The sequence below is a fragment of the Hahella chejuensis KCTC 2396 genome, assembly GCF_000012985.1.
GTDB classification, from domain to species: Bacteria; Pseudomonadota; Gammaproteobacteria; order Pseudomonadales; family Oleiphilaceae; genus Hahella; species Hahella chejuensis.
Genome location: NC_007645.1, coordinates 6644790 through 6668325, shown reverse-complemented (window position 1 = coordinate 6668325; position 23536 = coordinate 6644790). Strand labels below are relative to the sequence as shown.

General features: G+C 47.3%; 27 protein-coding genes. 18 read left to right on the top strand and 9 right to left on the bottom strand.

Annotation, left to right across the window (positions count from 1 at the left end; all coding sequences use genetic code 11):
• Positions 1–33 precede the first annotated feature (33 nt).
• Both HCH_RS29530 and HCH_RS29525 read left to right on the top strand, forming a co-directional pair.
• Entirely contained in the window at positions 34–2025 is a 1992-nt protein-coding gene (locus tag HCH_RS29530) for an AAA-like domain-containing protein (RefSeq protein WP_011400237.1), read from the top strand.
• Positions 2026–2151: 126 nt separating this feature from the next.
• Positions 2152–2523 (top strand): JAB domain-containing protein, encoded by a 372-nt coding sequence (locus HCH_RS29525; RefSeq protein ID WP_011400236.1) that lies wholly within the window; start codon positions 2152–2154, stop codon positions 2521–2523.
• Between the two features lie 189 nt (positions 2524–2712).
• On the opposite strand, the gene HCH_RS29520 is transcribed toward HCH_RS29525, so the two are convergent.
• Genes HCH_RS29520 through HCH_RS34340 form a run of 3 tightly spaced genes read right to left on the bottom strand, consistent with a single transcriptional unit; the run spans position 2713 to position 3829 of the window.
• Positions 2713–3171, bottom strand: a complete 459-nt coding sequence (locus tag HCH_RS29520) for a hypothetical protein (RefSeq protein WP_011400235.1) — start codon at positions 3169–3171, stop codon at positions 2713–2715.
• Positions 3165–3653 (bottom strand): type II toxin-antitoxin system YafO family toxin, encoded by a 489-nt coding sequence (locus HCH_RS29515; RefSeq protein ID WP_049781146.1) that lies wholly within the window; start codon positions 3651–3653, stop codon positions 3165–3167. The genes HCH_RS29520 and HCH_RS29515 overlap by 7 nt, the downstream gene beginning before the upstream one ends.
• A 17-nt stretch (positions 3654–3670) precedes the next feature.
• The gene (locus HCH_RS34340; RefSeq protein ID WP_158305001.1) at positions 3671–3829 is read right to left on the bottom strand and encodes a hypothetical protein; all 159 of its coding nucleotides are present in this window, start codon (positions 3827–3829) and stop codon (positions 3671–3673) included.
• A gap of 174 nt (positions 3830–4003) precedes the next feature.
• On the opposite strand from HCH_RS34340, the gene HCH_RS29510 reads away from it, so the two are divergent.
• The 3 genes from HCH_RS29510 (at position 4004) to HCH_RS29500 (ending at position 7063) form a co-directional block, all read left to right on the top strand.
• Positions 4004–4597, top strand: coding sequence for a hypothetical protein (locus HCH_RS29510; RefSeq protein WP_011400232.1), 594 nt, complete (start codon positions 4004–4006; stop codon positions 4595–4597).
• A 183-nt stretch (positions 4598–4780) separates the two neighbouring features.
• Entirely contained in the window at positions 4781–5347 is a 567-nt protein-coding gene (locus tag HCH_RS29505) for a hypothetical protein (RefSeq protein WP_337998576.1), read from the top strand.
• A 321-nt stretch (positions 5348–5668) separates the two neighbouring features.
• Entirely contained in the window at positions 5669–7063 is a 1395-nt protein-coding gene (locus HCH_RS29500) for a tetratricopeptide repeat protein (protein ID WP_011400230.1), read from the top strand.
• A 217-nt stretch (positions 7064–7280) separates the two neighbouring features.
• On the opposite strand, the gene HCH_RS29495 is transcribed toward HCH_RS29500, so the two are convergent.
• Together HCH_RS29495 and HCH_RS29490 are read right to left on the bottom strand one after the other, a co-directional pair.
• The gene (locus HCH_RS29495) at positions 7281–7838 is read right to left on the bottom strand and encodes a hypothetical protein (RefSeq protein WP_011400229.1); all 558 of its coding nucleotides are present in this window, start codon (positions 7836–7838) and stop codon (positions 7281–7283) included.
• Between the two features lie 12 nt (positions 7839–7850).
• Positions 7851–8810, bottom strand: a complete 960-nt coding sequence (locus tag HCH_RS29490; protein WP_011400228.1) for a peptidoglycan-binding domain-containing protein — start codon at positions 8808–8810, stop codon at positions 7851–7853.
• Positions 8811–9647: 837 nt separating this feature from the next.
• On the opposite strand from HCH_RS29490, the gene HCH_RS29480 reads away from it, so the two are divergent.
• From HCH_RS29480 to HCH_RS29440, 9 genes are read left to right on the top strand one after another with little or no spacing between them, the layout of a single operon-like run.
• A complete protein-coding gene (locus HCH_RS29480) occupies positions 9648–10394 on the top strand; it encodes a hypothetical protein (RefSeq protein ID WP_011400226.1) in 747 nt (248 codons plus the stop codon).
• Positions 10391–11212, top strand: coding sequence for a hypothetical protein (locus HCH_RS29475; protein WP_011400225.1), 822 nt, complete (start codon positions 10391–10393; stop codon positions 11210–11212). Before HCH_RS29480 ends, HCH_RS29475 begins: the two co-directional genes overlap by 4 nt.
• 49 nt (positions 11213–11261) lie before the next feature.
• The gene (locus HCH_RS32805) at positions 11262–11828 is read left to right on the top strand and encodes a histidine phosphatase family protein (RefSeq protein WP_011400224.1); all 567 of its coding nucleotides are present in this window, start codon (positions 11262–11264) and stop codon (positions 11826–11828) included.
• Between the two features lie 5 nt (positions 11829–11833).
• Positions 11834–12649, top strand: a complete 816-nt coding sequence (locus HCH_RS29465; protein WP_011400223.1) for a hypothetical protein — start codon at positions 11834–11836, stop codon at positions 12647–12649.
• Positions 12646–13467, top strand: coding sequence for a symmetrical bis(5'-nucleosyl)-tetraphosphatase (locus HCH_RS29460; protein WP_011400222.1), 822 nt, complete (start codon positions 12646–12648; stop codon positions 13465–13467). The genes HCH_RS29465 and HCH_RS29460 overlap by 4 nt, the downstream gene beginning before the upstream one ends.
• Positions 13468–13490: 23 nt before the next feature.
• On the top strand, positions 13491–14204 hold the full coding sequence (locus HCH_RS29455; RefSeq protein ID WP_011400221.1) for a TSUP family transporter: 714 nt from the start codon (positions 13491–13493) through the stop codon (positions 14202–14204).
• Positions 14205–14220: 16 nt separating this feature from the next.
• Positions 14221–15402, top strand: a complete 1182-nt coding sequence (locus HCH_RS29450) for an MFS transporter (RefSeq protein WP_011400220.1) — start codon at positions 14221–14223, stop codon at positions 15400–15402.
• A gap of 5 nt (positions 15403–15407) precedes the next feature.
• A complete protein-coding gene (locus tag HCH_RS29445; RefSeq protein ID WP_011400219.1) occupies positions 15408–15896 on the top strand; it encodes a CYTH domain-containing protein in 489 nt (162 codons plus the stop codon).
• Positions 15889–16809, top strand: coding sequence for a leucine-rich repeat domain-containing protein (locus tag HCH_RS29440; protein WP_011400218.1), 921 nt, complete (start codon positions 15889–15891; stop codon positions 16807–16809). The genes HCH_RS29445 and HCH_RS29440 overlap by 8 nt, the downstream gene beginning before the upstream one ends.
• A gap of 47 nt (positions 16810–16856) precedes the next feature.
• Here the strand turns inward: HCH_RS29440 and HCH_RS29435 are convergent, their stop codons facing one another.
• Positions 16857–17330 (bottom strand): hypothetical protein, encoded by a 474-nt coding sequence (locus tag HCH_RS29435; RefSeq protein ID WP_011400217.1) that lies wholly within the window; start codon positions 17328–17330, stop codon positions 16857–16859.
• A gap of 267 nt (positions 17331–17597) precedes the next feature.
• On the opposite strand from HCH_RS29435, the gene HCH_RS29430 reads away from it, so the two are divergent.
• Complete coding sequence (locus tag HCH_RS29430) at positions 17598–18254, top strand: SGNH/GDSL hydrolase family protein (RefSeq protein WP_011400216.1); 657 nt, start codon at positions 17598–17600, stop codon at positions 18252–18254.
• On the opposite strand, the gene HCH_RS29425 is transcribed toward HCH_RS29430, so the two are convergent.
• Positions 18193–19026: an MBL fold metallo-hydrolase gene (locus HCH_RS29425; protein ID WP_011400215.1), complete on the bottom strand. Its 834-nt coding sequence runs from the start codon at positions 19024–19026 to the stop codon at positions 18193–18195. The genes HCH_RS29430 and HCH_RS29425 overlap by 62 nt on opposite strands.
• 115 nt (positions 19027–19141) lie before the next feature.
• On the opposite strand from HCH_RS29425, the gene HCH_RS29420 reads away from it, so the two are divergent.
• Positions 19142–20080 carry a GlxA family transcriptional regulator gene (locus HCH_RS29420; RefSeq protein ID WP_011400214.1) on the top strand — a complete coding sequence of 313 codons (939 nt, stop codon included), beginning with the start codon at positions 19142–19144 and terminating at the stop codon, positions 20078–20080.
• Positions 20081–20101: 21 nt separating this feature from the next.
• Here the strand turns inward: HCH_RS29420 and HCH_RS29415 are convergent, their stop codons facing one another.
• Positions 20102–20599: a hypothetical protein gene (locus tag HCH_RS29415; protein WP_011400213.1), complete on the bottom strand. Its 498-nt coding sequence runs from the start codon at positions 20597–20599 to the stop codon at positions 20102–20104.
• A 374-nt stretch (positions 20600–20973) separates the two neighbouring features.
• On the opposite strand from HCH_RS29415, the gene HCH_RS29410 reads away from it, so the two are divergent.
• Positions 20974–21420, top strand: coding sequence for a hypothetical protein (locus HCH_RS29410; protein WP_011400212.1), 447 nt, complete (start codon positions 20974–20976; stop codon positions 21418–21420).
• A gap of 24 nt (positions 21421–21444) precedes the next feature.
• Positions 21445–22209, top strand: a complete 765-nt coding sequence (locus tag HCH_RS29405) for a tetratricopeptide repeat protein (protein ID WP_158305000.1) — start codon at positions 21445–21447, stop codon at positions 22207–22209.
• Positions 22210–22217: 8 nt separating this feature from the next.
• On the opposite strand, the gene HCH_RS29400 is transcribed toward HCH_RS29405, so the two are convergent.
• Positions 22218–23483, bottom strand: coding sequence for an ABC transporter substrate-binding protein (locus tag HCH_RS29400; RefSeq protein WP_011400210.1), 1266 nt, complete (start codon positions 23481–23483; stop codon positions 22218–22220).
• Positions 23484–23536: the final 53 nt, after the last annotated feature.

The window sequence follows — 23536 nt, the reverse complement described above, 5'->3', positions numbered from 1 at the left end:
AAAATATATTGAATTTTATTTTAGGAGGTGGGCATGGGAAATACTGTATATCCTGGAAAGCATAAGCTTCTTAAATATAACCATTTCTTGGATGTAGAGAAATCCATAATAGAAGTGGTTTCAAAAGAGTTTTATGTTACACATGGTGGTGAGAAGGTTCAGTTGGGAATAAATAGTGAATATAGATATATAATTGTAAGTCCAACAGAAATTTATAAGGATATGTTTAACCTTGATAGGGAAATTGTTGTTGTGTTTAGTCCTTATGAGAGGATTCAGGCTAGAACTCTTGATGTATTCGAACATGTGGTAAGGCGTCATTCAACGTTACGTATAGAGAAGATATGTAATGTGTTGATAAGTAAGGACGAAAATGTTGAGTCATCTTTAACCGACTTGATTAAAAGTGAGCCTGAGTCGCAAATAATTATTCCATTTTCATATGAGGAGTTAAAGAGAGTTGATGATCAGTATTTTTTTAGGAATAGATTTAGAAAGTATTTTTATAGTAGGGACTTGTTTGCCTTTGAGGCTCCATTAAAAAAAGATATTTATTTTTTTGGTAGAAATGATTTGATTCAAGAGCTTGTTAATAGGTTTAAGAGTGGAGAGAATTCGGGGCTATTTGGGCTTCGAAAAACCGGTAAGACATCACTGGTTAATGGTATTGAAAGGAACCTTCAGAGAGAAGGTATTCAGTCTATAATTATTGATTGTCAAGATACGTCTTTTAATCAGAGGAGATGGAATGAAGCTTTGCATTACATGTGTGTTAGAGTTAAGTCCATATTAAATTTATCAACAAGTTTGCCTAGAGAGAGTGAATTTAATGAAAAAAATGCATCTATTTTCTTCGAAGAGTTTCTAATTTCTTGTAGAGATATTAAAAAGATACCACTGTTTTTTATTTTTGATGAAATAGAAAATATATCTCGAGATACAGCATCTTCGGAACACTGGCGAAATGGAATAGACTTTGCTTTGTTTTGGCAAACACTTAGATCAATCTTTCAAAGAAATGATCGTCTATTGTCGTATTTGATTGTTGGTACAAATCCGACATGTGTCGAGCTACCCAAGATAGACAGTATAGATAATCCTATATTCAACCATTTTCAGCCAACATATATACCAGGGTTTGAAGTTAGAGATACTCGAGAAATGGTTAGGAAGCTTGGTAGGAGAATGGGTTTAAAGTTCAACGAAGCAGTGTTCTCAAGGCTGACAGAAGATTTTGGAGGTCATCCTTTTCTTATGCGACATGTGTGTAGTTTGATATCGAAGAATGTTAGCGATAAGGAACGTCCTGTAGATATTGATAGATTGGCGTATAAGAAGGGGAAAGACGACTTTATGACGAACTGCTCAAACTATATAGAAATGATTATAGTCGTTTTGAAAGAATTTTATCCAGATGAGTATGATATGTTATCTATGCTGGCAAACGAGGACTTTGAGAGTTTTAATGGGTTTGCAGAAATGCATCACTCATATACGTCTCATCTAATAGGGTATGGGATAATTAGAAAAAATAGGCTTGGATATGATTTTAATATTGATGCGGTTAAGGACTATATTGTAGGGAAGGATAAGTATCAAAAATTGAGACTTACGGTTCAAGAAAAGTGGAGCGAGATATCAGAAAGAAGGAATAGGGCGGAGGTTAAATTAAGAAATATTGTTAGAATGGTTTTGATGGTCAGCTTCGGTGAGAATAAAGCAAAAGAAAAAGTTTTAGAAATATTTGGTAATCCAAGAAAAGACAGGCTAAAAGGAAGTAAATATAGAGAGATTTTTGACCCTAATAAGAGTGAAATATATTTTTCGGATATATCAAAAATAATTTCAAAGAATTGGGATGTTTTTAATCACGTTTTCTCAAGAACGAAAAAAGATGTTTTCTCCACTTTGGAATTTATAAACTCATCCAGAGTTGATGCTCATGCAAAGGAGATAACAGATGATGAATTTTCTTATTTTCGTGTATGTATGAAGAATGTTGAAGATGATATAGAAGGATTCTAATGAATATTTTTTTATGTCTTAATGTGCTGAGGCACAACTATTAGAATTTCTTTAAGGATCTAGTTTAATAATATCATTAAACAAGCACTGACCATCCTGGCCGCCCGCCTGCGCGAGCCCGGCGCAGTGATCGCCAGCCCCCGCTTCGCCTACGACTACCTGAAACTGAATCTGGCGGAACTCCAGCACGAAGCCTTCGGCGTGTTGTTTCTGGATAATCAGCACCGCGTTATCGAATTCGATCTGATGTTCCGGGGCACCTACAACGAATCCACCGTCCACACCCGCGAAATCGCCAAAAAGGCGCTTTCACTCAACGCCGCCGCCGTCATCCTCGCTCACAATCACCCCTCCCAAAACGCCCGCCCAAGCCAAAGAGACATCCGCCTCACCCGAGAAGTGAAACGCACCCTCGACCTGTTGGAAGTGCGAGTGCTGGACCATGTGATTATTGGAGGGATGGAGGAGTTTAGTTTTGTGGAGAATGGGATTTTGTAGCGGAGGGGGATTTGAGCTACTCCGAATGTTGGAAGGCGCTGCGCTTTTCCAACCTACGAAAATTCGGCGGCGTCAGTGATAGAGATGTTCTGTTAAGAATGCGTGGCGTGCGCCCAGGGAAGCAACTGGGCGTGTATGGCAATAACTGTAGGTTGGATAAGCGAAGCGCCATCCAACATTGTGCGTATGTTACTGGTTCTTATCTTCAAAAGGCAGGAGATCGGCGACTTTCGTTAAAAACTCATCCAAGGGAATATAAGCGTCGCAGTGCTCCAAAGGAACGCTCCAGCCAAACTCCTCATCCCAGGTCATCACGTCGTACATATAGCGAAGGGCGGCAAGACAAGGTTTTGTGCGATCTGGCTCGCCATATTGCCATTGGATAATGGCGTCTGGAACTTTAGAACCATCAGAAGGATCTAGAACACCAGTGAAGGCGCCTATGACTTCAGAAACGGGTATGAAACCGACTACCTTGGCGATTTTGGAGTCGAAGGGCACCCAGTAACTATCTCCACTTGGATCAACCTGCCAAAAGAGAACATCATAAACAGTGCCTGCTGGATACTGGATGGCGGAGACATAATAAATACCGCCTTTTTCTGGAGCGCCCTGGCGCCAATTGACTTCACTATTTGAAGCTACCATAGCATTGTCTCTCCTTTATTTACCGCTCTTTCAAACTCATCAACCATTTCTTGAAGTCTGAATTTAGAATTTGTATTGAGCTGGCCATGCGCATCAAGCCAGAAATCAAGTATTCCAAATGCGCTTCTTTCTTTATGTGGAAGTTTATCTTCTGACCAAAGCGTGCAGTATACTAGGGCGTAATTGCTTGTCCAGTCTACTTGTTTGTTAAAGTTGTATCTTCTTGTCGCCTTCAAATGCGAGGGAGAGCCTTTTTCTAGAATATGTGCGTGGTATGTATCTTCTAGCTTAAGAGGATCTTTGTCATAAGGAACATCCCTCCCGATAAGATATCTAATGTTTATATAGTTATTTGTGTCATTGAATTTTAAGTTTTCTTTCTTGTACTCGATAAAATCCCTTATTAAGTCCTGAAGCTCTGGAATTGCTTGGAACTGGCTCTTTATCTGTGGACTAAGCCAAACCTTTTTAGCCTTGCTCATTAAATACTTCCCTGTGTTTAGTAAACAATCATGGTCCACTTGTGTCCATTTTTCTCGGCATCCTTTCTTGCTCTTTCGAATGCATCGGCGACTTTCTTTATGTTTTCTGGGGTTGGCTTAAAACGAGGTACGTAAGCTGGCTTGTTTGGAGTTTCGTTTTTTTTCTTGTCGGTCATAGTGACTAATCCTTTAAGCATGGATAAGATGGTTTTGAACTTCGAAATTCATATGTATATTGACAACGATTTTGATTATCGTTTATGAGCCGGGTCATGTATAGAAAGCTGGCTTGGTTTAATGTTAAAAATGATTAATTGGAGTGGTGAGCTTATAGTTCTACGAAGCTTTGGATGGAAGATATAAACATGACTATATATCGTATTATTCATGAGGAATCCTATCTAACTTTCGAGATCCCCACGGGCGAAGTCCTGAAAAAGCTGGGGCGCGAATACCCGTTTCATATCAAGCGCTCGCCTGTGCCTTACAGCGCTGTTTGGAAACCGTTAACTATCCGATTTAAAGCGACAGAAAGCCGTGCAAAAAATATCCCAGATATAGCAGCCAGGAACGGTCGACTTTTCTTTAATGAAAAGGCCTACAAAGCACTGAGCGGTCTTTTGGCCCAAGCAGGGGAGTTCTTACCGGTTAACTTTGACGAATCCCACGGCTACCTATTCAATCCTTTGCGAACAGCGGAAGAAGTGGATGGCGTGGATCGGCGTTTGACGGCGTACGATGCTAATCAGAACTTGGTAAACATCGCCTTTGACGAGTCCAAGGTTGGCGGCTTTCCTATATTCCGAACGGAACTGGATACCTTCCAGGGCATATTTTGTAATGAAGCCTTCGCCGAAGCTTACAGGCAGTCAAAACTAACCGGCATTTTTCTCCATTCGGACTTATCCAATCCGCTCGGCGAGAGCTACGGCGTCAAACATTGAAAAGATGGTTATAAAACTATGCCAGTGGCCATATTGACAGGGAAAGGTCCCGATTTTTCCAATGTCATTACTAAAGAGTGTGGTATTGGCGATTATAGGTTGACATATAAACTTCCGAGTAGCTCATACTCCGAAGGGACCCAGACCCCGCCGTTTCCCTCATATCTTAATCTTCGAGCCGATATGTTTGACTCAAATACAGAGCAAACGTTCAATAGAACTCATGTAACCATGGGGTTTGGTGTATGGGGCTATAAAGGTATGTTTTTCCAAGGGAGTTTTGGAAAGCTATGTCGGCTTAGTATGCATGTAGATGTTAATAGAGCTGAAGGCCACACTCCAATTATCGAAGGCGATCTTAGTAGTTTAGAGAAATACTTGAAGCACGAATATTGGAACTATTACGAGACGGATTGTCGAGGGGGCGCAAATTGGAGAGCGCGTCAAAAATTTAAAGATAATGCTCTTACCAAGGGCGAAGCTCCTTCGCAATACCTCGTCAGACTGCCTGAGGGCTATGACCGGCAGATCATTAATAATATTGAGTGGTTAGCATATTATATCGGTCCAGAGGGACGTGCGGGGTACCGGCATAGTTATTATTGGGCATATCCGTTAAGCGATGAATATTATTTAACGATTGGTTTCCGAATGTCTTTTGAAGTCGGAGACCCAAAAGAGTTAAGAAGAGAGCGAATGCTGGAGGATGCCCAACGAATCATGTCGATGGTAGAGCTCCGTAAAGATTGATTTTCCTTGGCCCATGATTAGTGGAAGAACTAACCGGCATTTTTCTCCATTCGGACTTATCCAATCCGCTTGGCGAGAGCTACGGCGTAAAGCATTGATGCTCTGAACCTCAATCACCGTAGGTTGGATAAGCGAAGCGCCATCCAACGGTGCTTCTCCGCTTCGGGTGAAAGCAAGCTTGTTTCCCCCCCCACGACGGACTTTAGGCGTTGTTCTCGCTATATTTCTTTCGGGAATACGCTCGGATAACATCACAGCGTTTCTCCGTTTTCCACAACCTGATATCCCTTCACTCAACGAGTCATACTTTTACAACCTCATATGAAAAAACACTATTTGGCCGGACTGCTGTGTGGATTACTGATAAGCGGCGCCGGTTGGCGTTCCGCGTGCGCCGCAACGCCGGAAGAGTTGTTCAACAGCGGGCAGTACGATGAATTTTTTTCTCAGGCTCGTGACGCCGCGGCCAAGGGTGATGCAGACGCCCTGTTTTTGCTTGGTAAAGCTCACGATCTTGGAAAAGGCGTTAATGAGGACCGCGAGCAGGCGCGTGCTTTTTATCAACAGGCTCGGGAGAAAGGCTCTGCGCGAGCCAGCCATAACCTGGGCGTGATGGAGATTGACGCCGGGCGACCCAAGGCCGCAATACCGCTTTTGCAGGAAGCGCTGGAGCGGGGGTTGAAGATGCCTACGTATATTAATTTCGCGGTTGCGTATAACGAGCCCGATCCTACGTCTGTGTTTGCCGTGGCGGGCGTGCTTCCCAACATTCTCAAGTCCGGCGATTACTACGCTCAGGCGCATGAGTTGAAACCGGACGCAGGCTATGACTTCGAAGCCTCCCGGCAATATGTGCGCGCTTACCAGATGTCCAGACACTTATTGCCGGGAGAGCGTGATAGTTTTGACTCGTCCGCCATGAGAAAGCAGGCGGTGGAGTGGCTGCAGAAGGGGATGGACAGAGGCCTCAGGCAGGCATGGACCAACTACGGGGTGCTAATGCTTGATGAGAAAAACTACGTGGAAGCCCAATCCGCCTTCAGCAAAAGCGCCGCGCAGGACGAGCCGGTGGCCCACTATCATCTGGCCCGCATTGCGGAAATGGGATGGGGTCAGGAAGAGCGCAATAGAGAACAGGCGTTGATTCACTACGAGAAAGCCTCCCTGTCAGGGCTGGAAGCGGCCCGCCAACCCGCCAGAAACCTGTTGGAAGAGGAACTCAGATACGAAACCGACATAGACAAACTGGAACAAGGCCTGAAACGGCTGGAGGCCCTACGCAAGCCGGATGATTATAACTACGTATCGCTGAACTCGCCTGAAGCCCGCCTGATCTGGGGGAAATTTTTGCGTGATCAAAAACGAACAGCTCAGCCTCTCCCCGCGCTGCCGATCGTTCTCAAAGCCTGCGGACTGGGATTCAGTCAGCCTCATGGAGAGCAATTCAACATCGGCGAAAATTCGAGCTGGCGTCTGGAAGCGCACAAAGCGCTGGGCGAAGTCGAACCGCTTTCTTTTAGCGGTTTAGTGAACGCCGAGGGCTGCGCGGAACTGGACCAGGAAATGCCGGCGAATGTACGCGCTTTACTCAACGAGGGGGCGGTGCTAGCACTCAGATTCCCCAACTATTCGTTGCCTCTGCAATGGAAACAAGAAGCAAAAAATATCCTCCTCGACATGCAACCCATCGGCGCTCCACTGCCAAGCGGCAGTTGATCCGTAAATTATTGGGCTGCAGACTTTGCTCGATCCTGAGATCGCCCTGAACCTATTGAACGGGCAGGGCGTTTTTCTTTATTTGGGCTTATCCAATCCGCTGACGAGAACTACGTAATCTCTGACTCTCAATCACCGTAGGTTGGATAAGCAAAGCGCCATCCAACAGCGCCTCAAAGCCTTCACCTCGTACCCCATAAATCTCAACGGCGCAGGCTTAATCCGCCCCGCCAATGCCCATATAGAAGCTCAGGCTTGATTGCAGGATGTTGCTTTCTTTATTCGGCAAAAAGGAAACGCTGTATTCGACAAAGTCGTCGAAGGTGAGTGGTTCTTGAGGCAACCCAAGTGAGAGAGGCTTCTGGCCATTAAATGCGTTTTTCTCCAACTCGGATGTCACTATGCTGCTCAGCGAGGGCGAATAGGTTGGCGTGAGTTGAGCGTATTGAGCATGCTTGGCGACGATTTGCCCAATGGACTGGCTTGTGGGGGCTGGATTCTGACTGGAGAAAGAATAGCTGACCTCAAAGTTATACATGTCACAGTATTTGTGTTCTATAACGGCGATATCGCCATTTTTATACACAAGATAAAGCTTTTTTATATATTCATCGCTTTTTCTGTCTCGTTCTGTGCTCCAGTGTGAAAGCGCCACACTGCTATCTGTTACGGCCGCCTCCTGAACAAACGAAGCTTTATAGTGGCATTCGACTTCTTCAGCACTACAACTAGCGGTTGCAATAAGTAAAAATGAGGAGAATATGATTTTTTTCACTTCAGGCTCCAATTAGCAAAGTCCATTTATGTATTTTATGGGGTTTAAGATAGATCCTTTGTCATATATAGGGAGTGCCTTATTATTTGGGATAATTTCTATATGCCAGCACTTATTTGATTTGTTTGTCTCATCAATTAACTGGCTTATGTACCCATCTTTATTGAGTTGACTTAATGCGTTGTGAAATTTTTCTTTATTGAAATTTTTGCTTGCGGACTTTGTTGAATTGTAGCCAATATCGAAGACGTTTAAGGTTTTGTATGAGCTCTCGGAAACACAATGCTTTGACACCCTTTTTCCGGCCTTCTCAAGATTTACTATCTCGTCCTCCATTAAGCTAATAATGTCGCTCTCTGATTTTTCCTTGTTACTATCATATATATCTAGGACTTTGTCACCATTTCGACCGTATAAAGCATACTGTTTCTTCAGATTGAGCTTTGCATTTTTATACATTAGTTTCGCCTGCTCACTCGGCGTTCGAAGGGTTGAGGTAATAACTGCGTGGGACATTCCTGCTTCTTTAAGCGCTATCTTTATAACAGAAATAGCATAATTTGATACAAGTTGCTGATCCTTCGGAAGGGTGCTTTTGTAGGTGACAGTTTGACCACTTAGGCCAGAGAATGACTGTATTTTTTTAGTAGAAACTATGAGAGTTGCTTCTTTTCCATTAAACAGTGAGGTTTCCAGGAGAGATAGCTCATCATTGCTTAAATACATGGTTAAATATCGAAAAGTTTTTCCATTGGGATCTACCCTGCCATCGGGGTGTCTTATTCCAATTGCCTGTTTTTGAAATTCTTTTATGGCATAAATGGATTTGTTTCCAATTTTACCGTCTACCGTTAATGGTTTAATCTCAGTTTTCCAGGCGTCAAAGGCATTAATCAGTGCTTGGATGATAGCGACGTCATTTCTCCTATTGGCACCATTTATACCTACAGAACTGGTAATAGTGATAGTCATATTTACACCTAATTATTCACAATGCATCGTTGCGATAGAAGAAAAAATACTCTGCCTGAAAAATCCATGCCCCTAACTTCCTTTGAACATAATAATATGAGATAGCGTTATTGCGCGTATAGTTAAGGATGTCACAGGTTTGGCTAGTAATAAAGCTAGAGTTATCCCTAGGCACAGCGGCTCCAATCGCTGGCGCATTGATACTGGTTGAGCTGTTCCTTGGTGGTGATGTCACTGTCTTCCTGGGCGTTGAGGCTTTCTGCGCGGATTTCGTCATCATGATTATCGCAGCGACATTGTTGCTCGTCTTAAATCCACACATAGCGGCGACTTATGAGCTGAAGGAGTCGGATATGGCCGACTTCTACATCAGGAAATTTCTCAGGCCTTCTCAGGAGCCCATGGTCCCACCTTAGAATCTCCGTCACGTCAGCTCTTAATTTCTACCGGGGAAGCAACAAGCTTGGGCAAGTTTTGTGCTGCTCCTTCCAAATCCTGTACATCCCGAATGCTTGCCTTCATCTATATAAATGAAGCCATAGGAATGCATAAAAAATAATAACGAAAATCACATAAATTCAGCGGCATTGCACTGATGTGTCGTTACGCTTTTATATAATGCACTCATTGACGAAGCAGGGACATTTCGCTTCACGAAGGAGTTGATAAAAATACTCGCGACATTCCTTTCATCGATAATAAGGAGTGGTCGGATAATACACTCGATTCGCTATCTATGCGGATATATGGACGCCATATTTTCGAATATGGATGTAGGTAAGCTAGCGTTTTGTTTTTCTAAAAAATAAGACGCCAATGTTAAGTTAAGGGAATATTGTGCAGTTAACAGAGCTATCAATTTTAGACGAAGTAGCCGAAAAACTACTTGACCTACCAAAGGATGTGAGTACTGAAGAGGCCATAAAATATAACTTGGACTTTATGAAAGGGCTTGTTAAAGAAAATATCCCAGAGCGTATGCTGTTGGAGATTCTGAACTCTGAAGAATTGTTGGATAAAATTGCGGGACGCTCGTACGAGCACGTCAATCACTTCGACAAAATAGTACTAATAGATAACCCTGATCCAAGAGGGTATAGACTGACCTTGCATAATTGGAACCCAAATCTGGACGACTCTAAAAGGCATGAAGAGTTAGTTCATAATCACCGGTTCAGTTTCTGGTCTCATATATTCAGAGGAAAACTTTCTTCTGATAATTTTATTGAGGCGGATGAAGAGTCAGTTGAGCTGAAAACATTTCGTAAATATAAATACATGCCTTCAAAAACAGGAAATATTCATACCTGTGACTTTGAAAGCGAAGCCCAATTGAACAAGATTGCTAAAACAGAATACGTTCAGGGGCAAACCTACTACCTAAACTATCTCGTTACGCACAGGGTTAATTTCCCTGAAAAAGGCGAAGCGTTATGCACTTTTGTGCTGCGTGGCCCAAGAGAAAGGGAGTTCACAAATACCTATAACACGTTCTATCCAGATCGTGGCAAGGAACATAACACCCCTATGATGAGCCCGGCGCAATTGGAAAATAAACTAAGAAGGATTTTGGAATCAGCATGAAAAGTCTGAAGATAGATAACTCTCAACCAGTTTTTGAAGTAAAAAAAGGCCATAACGTATTTAATCAACTTGCGGTAAAAGTTGATATGAATGGCGTGACGGATGAGCAGTATTTTGAATGGTTGGACTTCGTGGCTGAAGATGCGGCGAAACACATCAACGGCGTGCGCTTCCTGGAAAAAGAAGGCGTCAGGGAGAATCCGCCTCTAAATACCGCCGTCTACTACGACACCAAAGATTATAAGCTCTTGCCGACTGGTGCGCTTTTACGGACTTCGTGCAATAAAGTCACTCATGCTTTCTGCGCTTTTAAAATGCCGGAAAACGAGCATGGAAACCGGCTGGATCGCCGCCATGTTTTTCAGGACGAGAAGAAAAAGCAAATTCAGGAGGCTCCATACAGCCCTGAGTCCGTCAAAATTGTAAAAGACTTATTAAAAGATAAAGAGCTTGATCAGCCAGGTAAGTATTTGTTCAGGGAGTTTAATATCTCTGGCGAAGAGCTGGAGCCAGCTGTGCTCCTTTTTGGCAATCGCTCTACGTTCTTTGTCCGGATTGACGAGTATGACGTACTTCGTTGCTCTTTGGATCGGTCCAGAGTTATGGATTACAGAAAGGATATTAATGGAGAACGAAAGGCTTTTTTCCAGGAAGTGGAAATTTCCATATATCCAAGAATCAAAAAAGAAATCTCTGAAGATGTGCGCATTATCGAGCTGATTGACTATCTGGTGGATAGCTTGAAGCAGCGATTCTCAACCAAGGTTATCTATGACATCAAATATCAGCGCGCGGCTGAAGCGCTAGGAATAGAGTAACTGGCGATAGCCGGACGCAATCTGTGTCCGGCTGATCTTTGGGAAGATAATGAAAGTACACCTTATCAGGCATGGCCAATCCAAGTGGCAAACTGGAGAGAGCGCAAGTAAAGACAGCGCTCTCACTGAGCTTGGCGTCAGGCAATCGTTGTTACTTGGGGGAAGACTCTCCGCCCTCGTCAACGGCAATCAAACAGAAAGCGTATTTTATAGCAGTCCGTTGATCCGGTCTGTGCAGACAGTAAACGCGGCTGGCGTTAATTACTCGATTGCTACCGGATTGAAGGAAGCAAGTTTTCATGTGGCGAGCGAGCTGCCAGGTTTCGCACATCCGGCGAAGCATGAGCGGTTACTTTCCGATAGTCAAAGGTATCTGGATTTCAGGCGCGCTGTTGCAGATGTATTCAAACAGCTTACGCACAATGAAAGTAAGGATGTCTTTCTATTTACTCATGGAGGCGTGATTAAAACTATTCTGAGAGTTATTCATAGTACGGACACCGTTTGCTACCAGATAAAAAATTGTTCTTTAACGACGCTTACATGGCGTCGCTCCCGATGGCATTTGGATGCGCTTAATGAATGTAATCACCTGCCATTGGAAATGGTGACTTAAATTTTATGAGTAAAAATGGATTTTTGCAGAGTTGTTTCAGGGAAATCAGGTGCAAGCATAGATCTCATTTATACAAAAAACCAAGCTTCGATGCTTCAAATGGCTTGATAATTCTGAAGCCGGAACTGGCGAATAGTTTGATTAATACGAAAGAGGTATTTTCATACTTTCACCAGCTTTGTGATAAATACGGTGTTTGCATTGACAGTTGTCATATTCTCCCTGGCGGCTATCTAAAAGAACATAACTTGATCAATGGCGTATATGAAAAAGCCTATGTATACGCTTCCATGTCTCCCAATGAGTTCGCTGCAAATCAGGAGCTGTACGCGCGCATTGTTGCGCTTTCCGGCTCCGAGTGCGAGGTATACGGAAGTCTGTCGTTACAACGTATAGGCTACTCTAGCCAGCGTCTTATGGCGCTCTGGCATTGTGGAGAGCCTGCTGTCCGCATTGAGGAAGGACTTTATGTTGTTAAGGCGGACCTGGATGGAAAAAAAGTAATTCTGGCGAATGGATTTTATCCACTTCAGCTTAGTCACTTTCTAGCGGATAAAAGCCGTTCTATTTTTTTTACTTTTTATTCGGATACGTCCTTTGATGTATTGAAGTGCTTTCTACAAGGAAGTACGAACCCAGAAGAAAGTCATCCGGACTCATTAAGAGGATTTCTTTATAGAAATAAAGATAACTTCAGAATTGATATAAATATATCAAGAAATGCTATGCATCTGTCTGGCTGTCAGCAGGATGGAATCAGGGAGGTAGATTTAATGAGAGCGATAAAAGTGCAGAACAAAGTGGAAGTTAATGAGTTATGAGCACTTATATCATTGGAGATATTCATGGCTGTGCGGATGAGTTAAACCGCCTGCTTCGGAAAATTAAGTTCAACCGCCTTTACGACAAGCTCATTCTTGCTGGCGACCTGGTGGGTAGAGGCCCCGCTTCCGAAGAAGTGATAGCGCAGCTCATGGAGTATGGCGACGCGGTGGTTAAGGTGCTTGGCAACCATGACCTGAAACTTCTTGCGACGCATTATGGATTGGCTGCGCCGAAGAAGTCGGATCGCACGGAAAGACTGTTGCGCAGCCCAAGAGCCAAGGACTATGTCGCCTGGCTTGAAGACGCCAAATTCGCTCATTGGGATGAGGGCGGCGCTGTCATTGTGGTGCATGGAGGAATACCACTCAACTGGCCGGTCAGTCAGCTCAGAAAACAGGTGAAGTTATTGGAAGAATCCATAGCGGAGCATGGATATGAGTGGCTTCTACGCAAGATGTACAGCGTTGGATTGCCTGATGGACTAAGCAATGATTTTGAATCAAACCTTATATATACCGCACAAGCGCTAACCCGGGTTAAGTTTGTGGATTCTAATGGCCTTATGAATACTTCATTCAATTGCGCGCCAGGTTCCCAACCTGACTGTCTCTATCCTTGGTATGCGTGTAGAGATGTGAAAAGAAACGCAGGCTATAAGATTGTATTTGGTCACTGGGCGGCGCTGGGGATGACCATTAGCGATTATTATATATGCTGCGACGACGGTTGTGTCTGGGGAGGGAATTTATGTGCAGTTAATTTGGATGATTTAAGTATTACCAAAGTGGCGAGTGACCATAAAGCGGATGCATAGATGTAACATAATGGAGTGTGATAATGGATGTTGTAATAGTTGTTTTAATATTTTCTGTCGTGCAATCTATATTGGGCGTTGGCTTATTGGTTTTTGGGACGCCTACGCTACTTATACTCGGCTATGGTTTTATAGAGACTTTAATTATACTTTTACCTTGCTCTTTGGTAATCAGTGCGGTGCAGGTAAGTTCCTCATGGCGTCAACTCGATAAACTTAAATTAACCCTTCCATTATTATCTATTCCCACCATTGCTATGGGGATATATTTTTCCGCTAGTTTTGACGAGCCCAGTGTATTATACTCGCTGATTGGTGTAGGAATGGTGTTGACAGCTATATCAAGGTTATCTGTTAAAGCATCTGCTTTTATGGGCCACTTTGCTTCGCGTTTTCTCTTCTCATACATTCCAATTATGGGGCTGATACATGGATTGACTAATATGGGAGGCGCTCTGCTTACCATACTTGCTTCAAGTCTATACAGTGATAAGGGAAAAGTGCGTAGTAATATAGCTTATGGATATTTGATCTTTGCTATAGCGCAGCTAACTGTTATCTTCACTATACTGGGCGAGGATTTTCGTTCTCTAAATTATTATTATCCCGTCATGGCGATTGCTGTTTATTTGAGCGTAGGGAAACTGATTTATAATAATATAAAGAGTGGACTGTACAATCATTTAGTGACAGGTTTGTGCATGGCGTATGGGTTAGTCCTACTGTTTACTAAGTAGAAAAGGAGTTTCTTTTGTGAAGGTTGCCTTTTTGTTCTTGTTGGGAGTGGTTGTTGTATTTCAGTACTCGAAGTTCCCAATCATTGTTCCCTATCTTTCGTCAGACATGGGAATGACCATCGTCGAAGCCAACTCAATTCTTTCTATGATCAGCTTTATAGGCATTTTCTTTGGGGCTTATCTGGCGAGTCTTGTTAAAAAATTAAGCGTAGAAGTCATTGTGACCCGGTCTTTGGTGGTCGCGTCTCTGGCTTCGCTGGCGATGTACTTCACAACAGAATCATATGTTTTCGTTTTTCTAAGGGTAGTGGAGGGGATCACCAATATCCTGATGATGATCGCCATCCCGACTCTCCTGTTCAAAGTGTGTAAGAACAACACTAATGTCGTGATGGCGTTATGGGGGGCTGTGTTTGGAGTAGGTTTTGCCGCCGCCAACGTTATTTTTCCTTACATCATCACGATTTTTTCTTGGAATGCGGTGTTTTTGGCGCACTCACTCATGCTCCTGTGTTTGCTGGCGGCGTACATGAGCGTCTATCACAAGGCCAAAGAAGCAACGCCTGCCCAGACGAACGCTGACGGTTTTGGTCTGTCTATCTATAAAAGGTTGCTAACGCACAGACCCTATCAGCTCATCATGATGGTGTTTCTGTGTTTTACGCTGATGTACATTTCAAGCGTGTCCATGATTACCTCCTTTCTATCGGAGAACTCAGCAGAAGGCATCGACTACGCTACTACTATCATCTTCATTTGCACCTTACTGGGAGTCTTCTCGGTCCTGGTAACCTCGTATCTGATCAGCAAGAACGTCTCTCCGCTATTAATGATCGCCATTTCGGCGGTTTTTATTGGCGTTAATGTGGCCTATATGTTTGATACGGATGATTTATCGCCGCTCCATTACTGCATTCACTTTCTATTCCTGGGCGTATTTGAAGGCGCTGTTTTCTCTCTGGTGACATTGGTGGCTTTCAATGAGCATGAAATGATAGAAATTAAGTCCGGCTATATTCACACGGGCAACTTCGGTTCGTTCTTTGGCCCTATTGTCGCTTCACTGTTTGTCGTTAATGGCGACTGGGATAATTTGAAATATCTTTTTGCCGCTGTATCAGTGGCGGCCCTGATATTCAGCCTGCTTTCATATTTAAGGCTTGAAGTGAAACTAAGAGAAGTCGTAACCCAAGAGTGATGAAAATGGACAACCTGGAAATAGAACGGAAGTTTCTTGTAGAGCGCTTTGATCCTGAGCGTATGGAGGTTAAGTCCATTCATCAGATCCGGCAGGGCTATATGTTCTTGGATGCAAATAAGGAAGTGCGCTTGCGAAATAAAAACGATAACTACTATCTCACCGTCAAGGTGAATCAGACTGGTATCGTTCGCGAGGAGTATGAGTACCCGATTCCTGTGGCGGACGGAGAAAGTTTGTTTGCGTCCGCGATGGAGCGCCCGCCAATTGAGAAAACCAGATACATAGTGTCCGTTTCGAATAAAGAATGGTCCGTCGATGTATTTCACGGCGACAACCAAGGCTTAGTGATGGCTGAGATTGAGCTTGATAGCGTAGATGAGCCGTTTGCTTCCCCAGACTGGCTAGGGCTTGAGGTGACTGAAGACCGCCGTTATCGTAACGCTTACCTTTACCATACGCCTTTTACCTCGTGGAACTCTGAAAGTGAATAACAGGATTATTTCAATAAACAACGAGAAGCTGGATTCCTTTCCGGTCATTGAGGATTACGCTTCTCTTCGTGAGTTGTCTTTGAACGGCAACCGCATCAGCGCTATTCCGCACAGTATCGGAAGTGCGGCGGAACTGAAAAAACTCAGTGTCTTCGATAACCAGATCGCGGAGATTGTGCCTGAGATCTGGAGTCTGACTCAGCTGGAAGATTTGAACGTCAGCAAGAATCAGCTGGAAGCGGTGTCCAGTGAGATTGGCAATCTGACCAAGTTGAAGATTATCGATATCGCGCACAACAGGTTGAGTGAGATGCCTGGCTCGATTGCACACTGTCGTGACGTAGAGTTTTTATACGCCAGCAACAATAAAATTGCCGCGCTCCCTGGCTCTCTGAAGCAATTGGACAAATTGCTCTACCTTAATCTGAGCGACAACCCGCTGACGGCATTGCCGGAGGATTTCAGTTTTGAGTCATTGGTGGAGTTCAGGTTGTATAACAGCGGTCTTATCGCCTTGCCGGATTCATTCTTTCTGTCCCGAACGCTGAAAGAAGTGTATCTCCAGAACAATCGCCTGACTGAACTGCCGCAAACGATTGGTCGTTCAATCAAACTGCGTAAGTTATTCCTGGAGGGCAACCAGATTACGACGTTGCCAGATGAAATCGGGTGTTGCGCGTCATTGGAAGAGTTGGATCTGCGCAATAATCCTATCGAGCAACTGCCAGACTCCATCGGCGAGCTGAAACAACTGCGCCTGTTGGATCTCAGAAAAAATCGTCTTAAGACGTTGCCTGAGTCGATCCTGTCGTTGGAGAACCTCTGCAAACTGGACCTGCGCTGGTCCGAGCGGCTGCAAGAGCCGGAATGGCTCGATGAACTTAGAGCCCGAGGCTGCTTGGTTTACTGTTAATGCTTGTCCTCCAGAACTTTTGAACTGGCGACACTGATTAGCGCGTCTTAAGGCCGACAGCAGGTCTTGCGCGTTAAAGGAATATATCTGGCGGCTGCATTCAGGAATGCTTCCAGTGGGATATGCCCGCGGCAGTAAGCGATGGGTGTGCTCCAGCCGAATTCTTCGTCCCAGGTGAGGATATCGTAAGAGCCCGGAGCGGCGGCGATCTGGGGCGCTTTGGCGTCTGGTTCGCCGTCGCGCCAGGGCAATATGGCGGCGTCGGCTTGGTAGCCTTCCTCGATGTAATAGGCTCCGGTCAGGTATCGCAAGGCGTCTTTGACGGGCATGAAAGCGATAACCTCAGCGCTTGGCGACGCCAGTCCATACCAACTGGTGATTCCAGTGTAGTGATCGTGGTGTCGATAAACGGCGTCATAAACCAGTCCCGCCGGATAGGCTATCGCCGCCAGATAAAGAATACCGACTTTACACTCTGATCCAGACAGCCACATGGGCTTAGCAATTGTCGGCGATGTCATTAAATTTCACTTTTTCCTGTTCTACTATCCCGGCGTATACTCGGGTTGAAGGGGACCGCTTCACGCGGAAATTATCTATGCTGAGAAGGGAACTGTATAGAAAGCCGGCTTGGTAATTAGCGGTTAATTCTGAGAAATTCGCCGCATCCGCCTAGGGTAAACCCTTTCCCCACTGGTTAAACCGGGAATAGTGGGCTATCTGTTTTAGCAGAGAAGAAGGAAAAGACTTTTGGTAGTGGGCGTTCGAGAGGCGAGTAGAGCAGGGTTATGGCTAAAGTAAGCGCGATAAATACGCCGGTGCACGTGGTTCTGGTCGGCGACTCCATATTTGATAATGCATCCTACGTCGATGAAGGCGATTCCGTTGTGGAGCAACTCCAGGCGGTGATGGGCGATGACGTCACCGTGACTCTGATCGCGGTGGACGGCAGCGTCACCACGGATGTATCTAAGCAATTGGCGGACTTTCCCGACGACGCCTCTCACGTCATCGTGAGCTGCGGCGGCAATGACGCCCTGAGCGTGATTAATATTCTGGACGCCCGCGTTAACACAGTCGGCGCGGCCATGCGCGCGATGGACCGGGAGCGCGACGCCTTTCGCTCCAACTACAGCAACATGCTGGAGGCCCTGCTGGAAAGAAGCCCGAATCTGGTGGTCTGCACCGTTTACAACAATATCCCCGGTCTGGGAACGGAAACCGTGGCCGGGTTGGCGCTGTTCAATGAGATCATTCTGGAGGAAGCCATCGCCAGACGGCTCCCTGTCATCGATCTGCGCAACCTTTGTCAGGACGTGGGAGATTATTCCGCCACGTCTCCCATTGAACCCTCCGCTCAGGGCGGCAAGAAAATCGCCAAAGCTATTCAGCGGGTAGTGGCGCTGCATGCGTTTGGGACGGGCGAGACTCGCGTCTATGTTTGATATCGGCGCGCCAGCTTTCCCCGTCCTCCAGAATAACCAGTTGGTCCTGTAATCCTTCGCGCTCCCGTCGCGCCCGCAGCTCTGCGCGAGTGACCGGACAGTGATCCAACGCCTCCAGATGGTTGGCCAGCACGACCCCGCCGCTGAGCGCGCACATTCTGCTCACGTCGTCCGCGCCCATAATAATCTCCCCACCCAAATCAAATTGCGCGCCGCCGGCGGGCATGACGATCACGTCGGGGCGATAGGTTTCGACCGCCCGTTCGATGACATCGGTGAAAATCGAATCGCCGATAATGTAGAGCGTTGGCTGGCCGGGAAACGCCATCACATAGCCGAATCCATGGGCCATAAAGCGGCCGATCAGACCTTCGCCGTGAACGCAGGGAATCGGCGTGATCCGTCCGACCAGAAACGCCTGACGGGACTGATTCTGTATTGGCTGGACAACCAAGCCTTTGTTTTTCAGGTACGCCGCATCCTGCTGCATGCAAAACACGGGGATGCGCCGTTCTCTTAGCCACTTCACTCCCGCCCGGTCAAGATGATCGAAATGCCCTTTTTGACAGTGGGTGATCAGGCAGTGGGTGACTTTCTCCAGGATTTCCGGCGCGGTTGGCGGCAGGCCCACCAGTGGGTTTCTGCGTCGAGTGCGGGTGGCGTACTTCAGCGACGGAATCGCGCCCTGCGGCGCCAGCATGGGGTCCACCAAAATGGCCATCTCGTTTATTTCCACGAGGAGAGTGGCGTTGCGCAACTGTGTGATGATCATGTCCGGGCTCCGGCTGTCTGTTAGCGTTGGACTTATTGTAGGGAGTCCAGACAATGGCTAGCATGTCTATCTAAGACATAAAACATACATTTTTGGACAGAGTGGCGAGACCATTATGAATATCGGTTTGCTTTTATATCCCGGATGCATCGCGTCAGGATTGCTTGCGTTGGCGGATATCTTCAAAGCGGTAAATCTGCGTTTGCATAAGCCACAGTTCGAGGTGAACTGGCTGACCCTGTCCGGTGAGACGTTTGAAGTGGGGAATGGCGTCAGCATCGCCACCAACAAATTGAGCGACGCGAATCTGGGCGCGTTGGTCGTGCCCGGCGCCTGGCGGGATGCGACCACGGTGGTGACGGCGCAGGATAACGCGCTGGTGGCGGCACTGAGCAAGCTGCCTGATCAGGTAATGCTATTAAGTTATTGCACGGGCGTATGCCTGGTTGCAGAAGCGGGCAAGCTGACCGGGCAGGCTGCGACCACCACATGGTGGCTGGCGGAGACCGCCGCAGACCGCTTTCCCGGTGTGCGCTGGAAACCGGCGTCCACGGTGGTGATGAACACTCGCAACGCCACCGCGGCGGGCGTTAACGGCTATCTGCCGCTCGGTATGGCGTTGATTGAGCAGCATTGCGGTCGCAGAGTGGCGGAGGAAATACAGAAGTACATGGTGCTACCCCGGTTCAAGGAGCGTCACACCCCATTTCAGGGGATTCCCGGCCTGCTGCAACAAGGGCCTTTCATGCGCGCGGTCGCGTTATGGGTGGAGCAATGTCCCGCCGAGGCGTTGACCACGGAGGCGTTGGCCGATCACCTCAACTTATCCAGCCGCACCCTGGCGCGACGGATAAAACGGGAAACCGGCTACAGCAGCGGCCAGCTCATGCGGTTGATCAAACATAACCAAGTCAGCGACGAACTCATCGCTACCAGCAAGTCCATCTACCGGATCAGCGATGAGCTGGGCTTCGCCGACGACGCCACCCTGCGTCGCAGTTTCAAACAACTCACCGGCGTTACCCCAAGCGAATACCGACAGCGGTTTGAATAACCGTTTTCAGAAGATGCGCTATTATTCCGCCGGTCCAGTTTGCGCGAGATCATCCTGATAATCCGCAAGAATATGCTGGTCCAGCAGCTCCAGCCGAACCTTCAACGCCTGCGCGTATTCAGGCGTCGGCGGCGCATTCACCGGAATCAGATTCTGCACCGACTCGCCTTGCTCCACCGCCGCCACCCATTCCTCCATGGCTCCGATATAGCCATCCAGGGCGCAGGCGGCATTGGGCGCGTCTTCCGTGGTGATATACGCGGTTGGCAAATCGCCGGTAATCACCCAGACCCATTCATCCACCTCGGGCCGCGCCGGGCGAATCTGAAAAAGAAACACCCCCAGAATGCCTGGCGTATACATGCCGATATAAGACTGCAAAACCTCCTCACACCAGTTGTAAAAAGCGAGCTCATCCCCTGCAGCGCGCAGAAGCTCGGAAAAATCGTCTTTATCCTGTGAAAGCGTTTTTAAGTAAGCGGAGGTTTCCACCACTTTACTCCTATCGACATAGTGCAAGTCAGACTCCTGATAAGCTGTCCCATTAAAATCAGCGCCTTTATGCCAAAGTTATTCGAACAGGGAAAGAGCCATCGACTGGCCTCAAGCGAAAAGAAGCGAATAAATCGGGACACAAAACCCCCCGTTCGCCCTGAGCTTGTCGAAGGGCCTCCCAGAGCGCCAACGAACCCACAGCAAAGACTAATCCAATACAACTCCCACTCACACATACTTTCATCCGTCGGGCCACCCTATGCCCCGTTCGCCCTGAGCCGGTCGAAGGGCCCCCCAGAGCGCCAAAGAAACCCCCGGTAGCCCAGACGCCTTTGCCTGAACCAAACAGCTAACCCTATACTCACCGGCGCAATAAAATACATAGGACGCAAGCAAGCGTGTGGAAGTTACTGAAGTACCTGTCTCTAGCCGTTTTTATATTCGCGCTCCTGGCGGTGACGGCGCTGGCGTATTTATGGACGACCCGTGAACCGGATGAATGTTTTATTCCTGATCAATACAGCCTGCTAAGCTCCAAAGACACGAACGGCGACGCTTATCAGCTTTATTATGTCGTGGCGGGGTGGGCGGATAAGCTTGAGTTTTTGACACTGTATCGCGGCGACCTTGTCTACGATAAATGCGGTGGCGTTAGTTCCGAAGCCCTTGATAATGTTGATATCGACAGAGGACCCGAGGGCGCGGCGAATCAAGCGCCGACCAAAATTATTATTGAAGGCGAGCGGATACGTATTGAGTATGCGCCATTGAGCGAAACGATGACGCCTGTGTCTGAGTTGCCAGTCGAATGGCGACGTCCCTCGAAGAACGCGGAGAACTTATAGACGGGCTAGTACATGAACAAAAGAGTGACATTAAAAAGCGTCGGCGCTCTCCGCCGGCTGCGCGGAATTGCGGCCTTGTGTGCGCTGCTCTGGGCTGCGGCGACCTTTGGCGTTGAGAAAGACGTTGATCAACAAAAAGTACTGGCCTATGTGGAGAAGCTGAGTGAAATCAAGTCGCCGCAACAGGCGCTGGATTATTGGCGTTCACTGGAGCCGGAACTGGGCGGAACAGATGGGCGTTATGAATACTGGCTGGGAAAAATCTACCAGGACTTGCAACAAAATGAAGCGGCGCTGCAGGCGTTTAACCAAAGCGTAAAACTCGATCCCGGCAATCGCTGGCCCTACCTCAAAATTGCTGAGCTGGGCATTCAGCAAGGCGCCTACGAGGCGGTGGAATCGTTGATGAACAAGCTCATCAACGCCTATCCCGACTGGTATCTCGCCCCTCTGACCCTGGCGCAGTCCTACTACGCCAGCGGACGCTATGACGACGCGGTGAAAGCCGTGACGACCTCCCTGAAGATCGAGTTGACCCTGGAAGGCTACGTGCTGTTAAGCAAGGCCGCACTGGAGACCAAAGACTATCTCACCGTCGTCCAGGCTGGCGTGACAGCGCAGGAAAGCGATCCTCAACTGCAACAGGACCCTGAACTGTCCGAACGCATTGTGCAGGCGTTGATTGGCATGGAACGCCGCGACAAAGCCGCTGTCTATCTTGATGGCCAGAAGTCCGCGTTGCCTGCAGAGACGATTCGGGCGTTGCAGGAAAAATACGGGCTTAAGTAATTCCAGCCTCAGCAGTCCACCGCTGCATGCACGCCTTGATAAGCGTCGATACGGGCTTTTTCCAGAGCGTTGACGGCGCGTTCCACATCGCCGTGTTCAATAAACTGGCTGAAGATGCGGATGGCGTCGTCAGCCATGCTTTTTGGCGTGTCGCGGTCGAAGAATTGTGCGAAGCCGTCGCTCTCATGCAGCACTTTGAGGCCTTCTTTTACGAAGTAAGTATCCTGCGCCTGAGCTTTGATGTTGACCGGAATCATGAACAAACCGCTGGTGAGCAGCTCCTGAATGTCCGGACGCGCCAGAAAGGCTATCAGTTCGTTAGCGTAGGGTTTGTTGGCGGCGGCTTTGCTGAGAAAAAAGATATCCGTGGGGGCGTCTTCGTAATTCGGCATGTTATCGGCGATGCGGGGAAAGGGGAGAAAGCGTATGGCTTCCTTAACTCTTTCGGGGATGTTGACGAGGGCGGTCTCGGCAAAATTCCCGGTGAGAGTGAAGACGGTTTTGCCGCGGTAGATTTCCGGGAACACGTCCCTCCAATCATGCTCCGCCGCGCCGGGAGAGAAATAACCGGCGTTGATCAATTCCGCCCATAACCGCATGGCCTTAACGACCCGGCGATCCCAATACGGCACGCAGCCGCGGGTAAGCGCCTGATGAAAAGCCAGACCATTCAGACGCAAGTCGATATAGTCGAACCATCCGGCGGCGGGCCAGAAGTCTTTTGTGCCGATGCCGAAACAATACACGTTATGCTGCTTCAATACGCCGCAGACCTTTAGCAGCTCACTCCAGGTCTGCGGGGGCTCCAGATTGTACTGGACCAGGGTGAGGGCGTTGTAATAGAGCCCCCATTGATAGTAAGCGAAGGGAATGGCGTAAACCTGTCCGTTATGACTCACCGAGGCCTTGATGCCGGGCTTGAACTGTTCGTCCAGCTTCTCTTTGTTCCAGATGGCGCTGATGTCCGCCACCAGATCTTTGCGCACCAGACGATACAGGCGCTCACCCGCGCTGCCGAAGTAGATATCCGGCGCGTTGTCGCCGCCTTTCTCCAGCCAGGACAGGGTGGAAAGCTTGAACTCCTCGTCGTATTTAGCGATGACCTCCACCTTGGCCCCTGGGTATAGCGCTTCAAAGCGGCGCACGGTTTCAATGACGCCTTCACGGGCGTCGCCGGAGGCGGTTAGCAATCCCACGCCGAGTTTGAGAGGCTCCGCCGCTGCGGGGAGCCAGATCAGCAGACCGCACATGGCCAGCAGGACGCGGTAGATCATTACAATTCCTTGTGACAGGAGTCTGTGTACGTAGTCGTTGCAGACAAATAGAA

Bases quoted from the DNA above. Each gene is read 5' to 3' on its own strand.
- HCH_RS29490 (WP_011400228.1), bottom strand. From the start codon at position 8,810: ATGACTATCACTATTACCAGTTCTGTAGGTATAAATGGTGCCAATAGG.
- HCH_RS29435 (WP_011400217.1), bottom strand. From the start codon at position 17,330: ATGACATCGCCGACAATTGCTAAGCCCATGTGGCTGTCTGGATCAGAG.
- HCH_RS34340 (WP_158305001.1), bottom strand. From the start codon at position 3,829: ATGACCGACAAGAAAAAAAACGAAACTCCAAACAAGCCAGCTTACGTA.
- HCH_RS29420 (WP_011400214.1), top strand. From the start codon at position 19,142: ATGAATATCGGTTTGCTTTTATATCCCGGATGCATCGCGTCAGGATTG.
- HCH_RS29520 (WP_011400235.1), bottom strand. From the start codon at position 3,171: ATGGTAGCTTCAAATAGTGAAGTCAATTGGCGCCAGGGCGCTCCAGAA.
- HCH_RS29425 (WP_011400215.1), bottom strand. From the start codon at position 19,026: ATGATCATCACACAGTTGCGCAACGCCACTCTCCTCGTGGAAATAAAC.
- HCH_RS29475 (WP_011400225.1), top strand. From the start codon at position 10,391: ATGAAAAGTCTGAAGATAGATAACTCTCAACCAGTTTTTGAAGTAAAA.
- HCH_RS29400 (WP_011400210.1), bottom strand. From the start codon at position 23,483: ATGATCTACCGCGTCCTGCTGGCCATGTGCGGTCTGCTGATCTGGCTC.
- HCH_RS32805 (WP_011400224.1), top strand. From the start codon at position 11,262: ATGAAAGTACACCTTATCAGGCATGGCCAATCCAAGTGGCAAACTGGA.
- HCH_RS29460 (WP_011400222.1), top strand. From the start codon at position 12,646: ATGAGCACTTATATCATTGGAGATATTCATGGCTGTGCGGATGAGTTA.
- HCH_RS29455 (WP_011400221.1), top strand. From the start codon at position 13,491: ATGGATGTTGTAATAGTTGTTTTAATATTTTCTGTCGTGCAATCTATA.
- HCH_RS29430 (WP_011400216.1), top strand. From the start codon at position 17,598: ATGGCTAAAGTAAGCGCGATAAATACGCCGGTGCACGTGGTTCTGGTC.
- HCH_RS29465 (WP_011400223.1), top strand. From the start codon at position 11,834: ATGAGTAAAAATGGATTTTTGCAGAGTTGTTTCAGGGAAATCAGGTGC.
- HCH_RS29445 (WP_011400219.1), top strand. From the start codon at position 15,408: ATGGACAACCTGGAAATAGAACGGAAGTTTCTTGTAGAGCGCTTTGAT.
- HCH_RS29500 (WP_011400230.1), top strand. From the start codon at position 5,669: ATGAAAAAACACTATTTGGCCGGACTGCTGTGTGGATTACTGATAAGC.
- HCH_RS29505 (WP_337998576.1), top strand. From the start codon at position 4,781: ATGTTTGACTCAAATACAGAGCAAACGTTCAATAGAACTCATGTAACC.
- HCH_RS29530 (WP_011400237.1), top strand. From the start codon at position 34: ATGGGAAATACTGTATATCCTGGAAAGCATAAGCTTCTTAAATATAAC.
- HCH_RS29510 (WP_011400232.1), top strand. From the start codon at position 4,004: ATGGAAGATATAAACATGACTATATATCGTATTATTCATGAGGAATCC.
- HCH_RS29515 (WP_049781146.1), bottom strand. From the start codon at position 3,653: ATGAGCAAGGCTAAAAAGGTTTGGCTTAGTCCACAGATAAAGAGCCAG.